The sequence below is a fragment of the Acidimicrobiia bacterium genome, assembly GCA_018057765.1.
Taxonomy (GTDB): domain Bacteria; phylum Actinomycetota; class Acidimicrobiia; order IMCC26256; family JAGPDB01; genus JAGPDB01.
In genome coordinates this window covers 1-7,155 of record JAGPDB010000039.1, presented here as the reverse complement: position 1 = coordinate 7,155, position 7,155 = coordinate 1, and the positions used below count along the sequence as shown (strand labels likewise).

Sequence of the window (7,155 nt, the reverse complement as noted above, 5' to 3'; positions counted from 1 at the left end):
AAAAGTATCAAAAGGTTTTAACGCCTCTACAACAGATTCAACATATAAAAGTGGATTCATGAGCATACAAGAGGGCATTGCTGCCCTCAAGCCTTAAAATTAGGCCAAAGCTACAGCTTTAGTACCTTCTTTCAAAGTGATGCGCAAAACTTTGCCTTCAGCTGTTTCTTCCAAAGCAAAAGTACCATCTTTCTTCAACTCTGTATAAGTGTTTTGAAGTGTGGTGAAAATTTGTTGTGGATCCAAAGTAGCAGGAACATTGTTGTCAAAACCGCCAGCGGCGTAGATTACACGAATAGTGGACATAGAATAAAAACCTTCTCAAGAAATAAAAGAAGACATACGGCGGAATTGCCATATGTCTTTAATGTTACAATATCAAAATGATAAAGTAACTGATTTGCCACCAGTTGTAATGGTGACAGTTGTACCAGCGGTAGCATTAAGCATAAATGCTTGATAAGCAAACTCATCAGAGCCTACAGCGCTAGTTGGTAAAGCAGCTAAAGCTGCAAGTTCGTCTAATACTGCAGCTTGTGGAGCCACAGGAGTAGGAGCAGTCAATGTAGCAAGAGCAGCTAGTGCACTCAACTCATTTAAAGCTGTTTTAGCATTCGACATATTTTTCAACCTTCAAGTTTAAAACCAATTGTGGATTAATGGTAATGCAGCTTTAAGCATAATCAATAAGCCATACACTTCTTGCGAAGTCATTGGAATTGATAATTTTTGAGACTGCTCTCCATTTTGTTGAACACTTAAAAAGTAACCACCCTTTTCAGTATTCAAGTTTAGTGCAATGGTTTTACTAATACCATTATACTCATGAAATAAACTAGTATCAGAACCAGTCTCAAAAGCATAAAGAATATTAATCAAATCATTGACACCTAATTTGCAAGAAATTTTCTGTTCTTCCCAATTATAGATTTTTGTCTTGCCTCTTGCTTCCTTAAAAGGAGCAATTTGCATAGAGACTGAACCAGTCTTAAATCTATCTTCTTGTTTTTCTGGTTTTTGCAACTGAAATCTTGCAGCAGTTTTACCTTTAAAAATAGTATACTGCGCTGGAATGGTGTTAATCATTGAAACACCAACTGCTACGTTATCCATAAGTCCTCCTTAAAAGGGAACTTTAGGAATATTAGCACCAGCAGCTTTCACTACTCTTTTAGGCGCTACAGTCTCTTGTGGAGCTGTATCATTACGTGGAGCAGATGCAGTTGTAGCACCAGTAACAGACACACCAGCATTAGCCATTTTTTGCAAAACAGCTTGGTCTAAGTTATGTCTAGCTTCTGAGCTAGGAACTTCAACAAAATTTTCATATGTGCCATCATCTTTTTTACGAGATGGTAACGCAACAAAAATTCCACTTTCAGTTTTTGCGCTTTTAAGAACCGTAAAACGAGTCTTTAAAACACCAGATGTGACGTATCCACCACCAAGATTCTTATCTGTATCTTTAGGAGGGAAGTACGAAATATTAATTTCCAAAATATATAACCTTCATATAACATTTATTAGTATGTTACGGAAGCACGGTTATCCTGTACATTTGCCATGAGGTTATGCTCAGGAAGCACGACCGAAACATTATCCCCAGTTTCAGCGATATGTGGAATCAAAAGCGTTTCGAAAATAGCTCTTGTATCCAATTCGCGGTCGCCAAGAATACGCGTGATACCAGGGACAATACGATTGTCACCTAGTTCAGCAAATGGAATCCATTTATGAACAGCTTTGGTAGCGCCATGAATAGAACCATCATTGTTGATGCAGTTGTTTTTAATTAGCCCAATTGTACGCTGTGTATGATTAATACAACCAATTGCGTAGTCGTGACCACGACCATTGTGCCAAATTTTTACTAACGTGCCTGTCTTTGTTGACATAAAATTAACCTTCAAATTAACCAAAAAAATAACTATTTTCTAACATAAGTGATAAAAGATAATTCAAGCTCTTCACCAAACGGATGCAGATGAATTGAATTTCTAGAATCAAAAATATCATTTGATAGGCGAGCTTTGTCAAAAAAAGCATCAACATTTTCAAACGATTTATTAAAAACAGTTATATAAAAAACAGAAATATAATCAAATAAAAGATTATAAATTTGTTCACCACCAATAACATTAATTTCATTAGAACTAATATTTAAATCAGATATTAATTTAAAAAAAGATTCTAATGAATTTACAAGATGAACTTCTGGGCATACACCAAACTTAGCTATAGTATGATTAACTTTAAGCTCAAGTTCTGGCACAATTAGTTTTTTTGTAAAAACTATATGCCTCCTGTTAGGTAAAACATGAGGCAGAGAACAGAATGTATTATAACCCATTACAATTGTTGAGTTTTTTGTTTTCTCTGCAAACCTTTTAAGGTCAACAGACGAACGATACAACAATTGATTTTTGTAACCTATACCATTATTTAAATCACAGGCTACAAATAAGTTCATACCAATGAAATGCTTTTAATACTTGTAAATTTAACACCAGTATTTTTAATATGCAAAATAGTTTTCTTCGAATATGGTCTAATCGAATCACTATATACAGTTACATTATAACCTTTTTCAATCAAAAAGTTAATAGTATTAATAAATACTCCGTTAATATCTACACCTAAGATATGAATATCATATTCTTCTGGACGTAATATAAAGTCCAATTGGTCGCCATTAAATAACAGCGTATCATTATCATGGGTTGTTAATGAGATTTCATTATTAATATGAAATAACTCATCTTCGCACAATTTGATATTAATCACTTTAGTTGCTTGAACAGCAGATGACATATTTACTTTGTCAAAAGTTTCAGCCAAACGATTAATATTAACGAATGCTCCGCAAACGTTGCTGTGGGTTTTGACTCAAAAATGCAGTCAATTTAGATGCCATTACATCGCCATTTGGTAAAAAACGATTTGATGTTTTGCTACAAAAACTATCAGCAATGCCAAAGGCAAATACAGCTACTTTTTTCATTAAAATTTCCTAGTTCGCCATAAGCAAACAATTACGTGTATGAGAATATAGACATCAAAATTAATGCCAACGTCTTTTTACAAAGACATACCTCATTAGTATACTAAACACGATAGTGTCTAAAATATTACTAACTAAGTATAAAGTCTCCTAGTTGTGTACTAGAGAGTTTATATAAAATTGCATTTGCAATATTTCTTACATTACAATCAGTACGAGAATAAACAAAATAAAGTACTCATACATCAAATTACTATAAGCAAAATCAGATAGCAATTGGAGCTTTAATAGCCTCATGCGATTGATAGCCGTGTAACTCAAAGTCTTCAAATTTGAATTCATTATAATTCTGACCGTTGTAATTGATTGTTAGCGTAGGCAGAGCTAAAGGCTCTCTTTCTAGCTGCGTTAAAACTTGGTCCATATGGTTGGTGTAGATATGTGCATCACCTATAGTATGAACAAATTCGCCATATTCAAGCCCGCAAATTTTTGCCAATATCATCGTCAACAAAGAATAACTAGCTATGTTAAAAGGAACCGCTATCTTCACATGTAGTCGTTAATTACATACCGTTAATTTAATAACTGCTGCATATCACTATGCAGACGAGACTATATCACAATCCACAATATGTGGACTCTTTTCATTTCGAGCCACTTGGCCCTACTCTACTCCCTTCCGCATAAGCGTGGTTTCGATAGTCGTTAGGCATTTATTCTTTAAAATAATCTGGATAGTTTGGACTTTTAACTCTATTCATTACGGCTGTAATGCTTAGTCCGAAATATCGAGATGCATCGGCATAAGAAATAAATCTTATACCTTCACAATTAATAGCGCTGCCCTGATTGTCACCTTGCTTATAAAGAGCACTTTGCTGCTTAGGTTGCCCGTCAATATACCAATTTAAATATTTGATATTGTGACTAAGACATCTATAGCGAATTGTGACAACAGGAATACCGAGAGCAATAGAGGCATCATGATAAGACTCGTAAATAATATCATTTACAAGAATACGAATTCTATTTGGCGGCTTTTTATTTAAAGCTTTTATAGTAGAAGACATTTTAGCAATAATAGCATCTCTATTAGGATGTAATTGCACAATGTCTCCGCCGTGTAGCTGTTCTAGATATGTTATAGACATTAGTCCAATCTAGAGCATCTAACTCTTTTTGCTCATCGGTCTTAATATCAAATGACTCATATAGTATTTCAAAACGAAAATTAGAAGCACCATAAAGATTCCAAGCATTTTGTAAATAAACAGAATGATGAATACCTTTATTTAATTTCCAAGTATGCGCATATTTACGCTTTTTAAAATCTACAGTAGAGCCAATATAATATTTGCTATTAATTATATTTGTAATTTTATATATAACACCATGCATAATATTCTCCTAAATTGCATTTAGGATAGTATGCTATATTAAATCATTAATTACAATACTTTAAAAAAATTTAGCACGGGATTGTCCATTAGGAGTTTCCCCGTTTAGAAAAGTTTGCTATGTGCATTACTACACAAAGGGGCAGTATAATTTACCCAAAAACAAATCGCCACTTCTTTGATACATCTGACAACTTAATTTGCCATTATGTACATAAAATTGAGATAAGGTATGACATGGAGGCAAACACTGTTTACCATTTTTTACATTTTCATGCGGACTAATTGTTTCATCTGGTAAGAATTGAGGATTCCACGCATTCAAAATATGTCTGCGACTAAATGGCTTATTTTTAATACCATCTATCAATACTTGAATCTGATCTATGGTGTAGTAATAAGCATCTAACTTATTAGTAGCACCCATATTAACCAAATCAGTACATGCAAACATTAAATCGTCATCATCTGGCTTTTCATAAACGGGCCACTTAGTCCACATTCTGCCATAGATTGGACCCAATTCCCCATCTTCCAATGCCCACTGATTCCAAATACCAACACCATTATCTTGTAGATATTTAGCATTAGTATCACCATTTAAGAACCACAAGAGTTCATGAATAATGGATTTTAAATGTACTTTTTTTGTTGTTACCAACGGAAAGCCCAACGAAAGATCGTATCTGCTTTGTGTACCAAAAACACTAATGGTTCCAGTACCAGTTCTATCTTCACGTAGCTGACCTTCATTAAGGACATGTCTCATTAGAGAAAGAAATTGTTTCAATTATTTATACCAAATGTTAAAGGTCGGATAGATATATCCGTTTTGCGAATCTGCCGTATGGTGGAAATCACGTTGTTGAGAAACTTGTTTCGAAACAGAGTGATTGTAACCAGTAGGCAGTTACGACAAAATAATTATATAAAACTACTTTTGTAGTAATAAAATGGGGGCTTGCGCCCCCAAAGGCGACCGTAATTGATAATTAACGTAAATTAAACAATACAACTATTGTATGTGTTTGCAACCATATACATAGTTTTAATCAATGCTATTCCTTTGCATTGAAGATATTGATAATCAAAAAGGTCTTCTCCTCCAACTATCCCCGGGGTTCCCCAGATCTGCAGTATACTTATATACTGAAGTCACTGGGACATCCCTGATGAGCTGGTGTTGCATGCATGTCTTCGAAGAGTGAAATTTGAATTCTACTATCTAATAATCCTATTATTAGTAGTAGAACATCCCAACCAAAGGTTGCGGATGATTGCCAAATTTCGAATTTTTTACTCTTCGAAGACAAAACTATTGAACAAAATCACACTTGTGATTATCAATTACATACCAAATGGAACATGCATCAATTCGATTAACGAAAGAGCATCTTTATTCATATCAAGATATCTAAACACCTTGTCAGAAAAACCACCTAAATATGTCCAGCCATCTGTAACACCAAAAGGTGTAGATTCTGCTGATTTAAAATTGAAACAAACTCTAAACGCATTTTTCCATAAATCACGCGAGAGTTTATAACCAGCCCATGTAGCTTTCATTGGATTGATGTCACCATCAGATAAAACGTAAACTACATCTGGGTTTGGCATGATTGTATTAGCTAAATCTACTGCAGTATTAAAAGCGGTACTACCACTATTCATACTACCAGCTAACTGGCTAGCAGACTTAATAACATCATGACCAGTTAACACTACTTCTTTAGCAGCGGTGCTAAATACAATAGTTTTAACATTAGCTTTATCCTTATAAGCTAATTGCAACATAGCAGCAAACACACACGAGGTATGTAATGGGGCTTTAACAGTAAAATCACCCATTGAGCCACTGTGGTCCAATACAATCAAAACATTTTTTCCCAAAGTAGGAATGTTATTCACACTCTTATTCAAAGCAGTTGTTACAATGTTACGATATACTGGACTTGTTAAATTTTCATATGCATTAATAAACGCAAATGGAAATTGTTTGGACTTCGCCACTTTAGCATCATCTGTTAATTGATGCGTTAAGCTGTCAAGAGCACCAGCTGTAATACCAGCATCTTGAATATTGCGTAAATTACGCAACAACGCCATATAACCTACACGTCCAGATAAAATCAAATCTGACCATAACTGACTACTGCTTTTCTTGTCGTTTTTCAGTTGTCCATTAGCACTCAACTCGGTTTCCCAAGTATAAGGAGTTGCCAATGTGTCAGTCATAATCTTGCTAAAGATTTCAGATTGATTACTATCTTTTGGGACAGGATGAACAATACGCAGTAAATCTTTAAACGACAATCCATTATTGCGATTATATTTACCGAATTGATATTCATCAAAGTTATTGGTAGCCGCAGCAACACCCTTTTTAATAGCCAAAGGAATGCTATTTTTGTTACCAAAGATTTGCAATGCATAAGCATACAACTCTGTTAAGCTGTCGGCACGAGTAATAACTTTAGTGACGAGCAACTTAAGGTTCACAAATTGTTTTTTTTGAATAAACAATTCTTTAGCGAACAAAACGGTAGCAACTAAGGGGAATGTACGCATACCAATTTTAGTTGCAAACACAATAGTATTGGCAATAAAATCAAATGCATTTGCATCAACCAAAGCTTTTAAGGTTGATTGTACATTATTCATGTTATTTGCATGAAACGTATTCATATCATCTTTGCCATAAAAGGCAGCGACAATAGTTTCAAAAAACATTTGCTTGTCATTTTTTGCTAACTG

General features: G+C 34.4%; 13 protein-coding genes. All 13 read right to left on the bottom strand.

Annotated features, from left to right (window positions below):
• Positions 1 to 99: 99 nt before the first annotated feature.
• A complete protein-coding gene (locus KBF89_08545; protein MBP9116370.1) occupies positions 100 to 306 on the bottom strand; it encodes a hypothetical protein in 207 nt (68 codons plus the stop codon).
• Positions 307 to 378: 72 nt separating this feature from the next.
• Positions 379 to 621 (bottom strand): hypothetical protein, encoded by a 243-nt coding sequence (locus KBF89_08540; protein ID MBP9116369.1) that lies wholly within the window; start codon positions 619 to 621, stop codon positions 379 to 381.
• Between the two features lie 18 nt (positions 622 to 639).
• Complete coding sequence (locus KBF89_08535) at positions 640 to 1,113, bottom strand: hypothetical protein (GenBank protein MBP9116368.1); 474 nt, start codon at positions 1,111 to 1,113, stop codon at positions 640 to 642.
• A gap of 9 nt (positions 1,114 to 1,122) precedes the next feature.
• Positions 1,123 to 1,497, bottom strand: coding sequence for a septation protein SpoVG family protein (locus KBF89_08530; GenBank protein ID MBP9116367.1), 375 nt, complete (start codon positions 1,495 to 1,497; stop codon positions 1,123 to 1,125).
• Positions 1,498 to 1,523: 26 nt separating this feature from the next.
• Positions 1,524 to 1,895: a hypothetical protein gene (locus KBF89_08525; protein MBP9116366.1), complete on the bottom strand. Its 372-nt coding sequence runs from the start codon at positions 1,893 to 1,895 to the stop codon at positions 1,524 to 1,526.
• A 32-nt stretch (positions 1,896 to 1,927) separates the two neighbouring features.
• Entirely contained in the window at positions 1,928 to 2,470 is a 543-nt protein-coding gene (locus KBF89_08520) for a dihydrofolate reductase (protein MBP9116365.1), read from the bottom strand.
• A complete protein-coding gene (locus KBF89_08515) occupies positions 2,467 to 2,838 on the bottom strand; it encodes a hypothetical protein (protein MBP9116364.1) in 372 nt (123 codons plus the stop codon). The genes KBF89_08520 and KBF89_08515 overlap by 4 nt, the downstream gene beginning before the upstream one ends.
• Before the next feature lie 10 nt (positions 2,839 to 2,848).
• Positions 2,849 to 3,001, bottom strand: a complete 153-nt coding sequence (locus tag KBF89_08510) for a hypothetical protein (GenBank protein MBP9116363.1) — start codon at positions 2,999 to 3,001, stop codon at positions 2,849 to 2,851.
• 265 nt (positions 3,002 to 3,266) lie between these two features.
• Positions 3,267 to 3,506, bottom strand: coding sequence for a hypothetical protein (locus KBF89_08505; GenBank protein MBP9116362.1), 240 nt, complete (start codon positions 3,504 to 3,506; stop codon positions 3,267 to 3,269).
• A gap of 211 nt (positions 3,507 to 3,717) precedes the next feature.
• Positions 3,718 to 4,155 (bottom strand): hypothetical protein, encoded by a 438-nt coding sequence (locus KBF89_08500; GenBank protein ID MBP9116361.1) that lies wholly within the window; start codon positions 4,153 to 4,155, stop codon positions 3,718 to 3,720.
• Positions 4,097 to 4,402 carry a GIY-YIG nuclease family protein gene (locus KBF89_08495; GenBank protein ID MBP9116360.1) on the bottom strand — a complete coding sequence of 102 codons (306 nt, stop codon included), beginning with the start codon at positions 4,400 to 4,402 and terminating at the stop codon, positions 4,097 to 4,099. The genes KBF89_08500 and KBF89_08495 overlap by 59 nt, the downstream gene beginning before the upstream one ends.
• 129 nt (positions 4,403 to 4,531) lie before the next feature.
• Positions 4,532 to 5,191 (bottom strand): thymidylate synthase, encoded by a 660-nt coding sequence (gene thyA / locus KBF89_08490; GenBank protein ID MBP9116359.1) that lies wholly within the window; start codon positions 5,189 to 5,191, stop codon positions 4,532 to 4,534.
• A gap of 557 nt (positions 5,192 to 5,748) precedes the next feature.
• Positions 5,749 to 7,155 (bottom strand): TROVE domain-containing protein (locus KBF89_08485; protein ID MBP9116358.1); only part of this gene is annotated, 1,407 nt, incomplete at its 5' end.

Bases quoted from the DNA above. Each gene is read 5' to 3' on its own strand.
- KBF89_08505 (MBP9116362.1), bottom strand. From the start codon at position 3,506: ATGATATTGGCAAAAATTTGCGGGCTTGAATATGGCGAATTTGTTCAT.
- KBF89_08510 (MBP9116363.1), bottom strand. From the start codon at position 3,001: ATGAAAAAAGTAGCTGTATTTGCCTTTGGCATTGCTGATAGTTTTTGT.
- KBF89_08520 (MBP9116365.1), bottom strand. From the start codon at position 2,470: ATGAACTTATTTGTAGCCTGTGATTTAAATAATGGTATAGGTTACAAA.
- KBF89_08535 (MBP9116368.1), bottom strand. From the start codon at position 1,113: ATGGATAACGTAGCAGTTGGTGTTTCAATGATTAACACCATTCCAGCG.
- KBF89_08545 (MBP9116370.1), bottom strand. From the start codon at position 306: ATGTCCACTATTCGTGTAATCTACGCCGCTGGCGGTTTTGACAACAAT.
- KBF89_08500 (MBP9116361.1), bottom strand. From the start codon at position 4,155: ATGTCTATAACATATCTAGAACAGCTACACGGCGGAGACATTGTGCAA.
- KBF89_08525 (MBP9116366.1), bottom strand. From the start codon at position 1,895: ATGTCAACAAAGACAGGCACGTTAGTAAAAATTTGGCACAATGGTCGT.
- KBF89_08540 (MBP9116369.1), bottom strand. From the start codon at position 621: ATGTCGAATGCTAAAACAGCTTTAAATGAGTTGAGTGCACTAGCTGCT.
- KBF89_08495 (MBP9116360.1), bottom strand. From the start codon at position 4,402: ATGCATGGTGTTATATATAAAATTACAAATATAATTAATAGCAAATAT.